We start from the raw sequence: 749 nt of genomic DNA, 5'->3' as shown, positions 1-749 counted from the left end.
CGACGCGCTGCGCTCGGCGAGCGCCGGGTGGTCGGGGGAGGTGACGCCCCTGCAGCGGCGGCTGGTGGCGGAGCTGCGGCTTCTCGTGCAGGACCTCGTCGTCGCCGGGACGGGCGGCGACGGTGCACCGGCCGCGGTGGCCGACCCGTTCGCGCGCGCGGACGTCGCCCTGCTGGAGGGCCGGGCGGGCGAGGCCGTGTCCCTGCTGGTGGCGGCCGCGCTGGCGGTCTGAGGCCGCCGCGACGACCCCGCGCCGGTGGCCGGCGCGGGGTGGTCGCCCGGCGGGTCCCGCTCACCCGAGGTCGCCGTCGCGCCGGCCGGTCCCGTCACCGGTCCACACCTCCCGGCTCCCCGCCCAGCCGGTCGAACGCCGGCGCGCAGCGGAACGGGCCGGCGCGCCCCGGCGTCCAGGCGGTGAGCGTGCGCACCTGGAAGTGCTCGCCCCAGGCCGGTTCGGGTGCCCGGATCCCGAGGTCGGCCGCCGGGACGAACCCGAAGCGGGCGTACAGGCCGGGAGCGCCGAGCAGCAGCACCGCCACCTCGTCCAGGGCGTCGGCGGCGGCCAGCGCGGCGTGCACCAGCGCCGAGCCCACCCCGCGGCGCTGGTGCGCGGGCAGCACCCCGAGCGGACCGAGCCCGACGGCCGGGCGCCCGCCGAGCAGGCCGCGGGAGCACACCACGGACCCGACGACCGCACCCGGCGGCCCGGCGACGAGGGTGTGCGCGGCGAGCACGTCGCCGTCCCAGCG

2 protein-coding genes are annotated in these 749 nt (G+C 80.9%); one reads left to right on the top strand and one right to left on the bottom strand.

The annotated features are described in order from the left end of the window. Positions 1-232, top strand: a 232-nt coding sequence (locus tag ABEB16_RS19065; protein WP_425560258.1) for a hypothetical protein, incomplete at its 5' end; no start/stop codon positions are given. 94 nt (positions 233-326) lie between these two features. Here the strand turns inward: ABEB16_RS19065 and ABEB16_RS19060 are convergent. Further along, a partial coding sequence (locus tag ABEB16_RS19060; protein ID WP_345713786.1) for a GNAT family N-acetyltransferase occupies positions 327-749 on the bottom strand: 423 nt, incomplete at its 5' end.

Source organism: Kineococcus glutinatus (genome assembly GCF_039542765.1).
Classification (GTDB): Bacteria; Actinomycetota; Actinomycetes; order Actinomycetales; family Kineococcaceae; genus Kineococcus_A; species Kineococcus_A glutinatus.
This window is presented reverse-complemented; position numbering and strand designations above follow the sequence as displayed.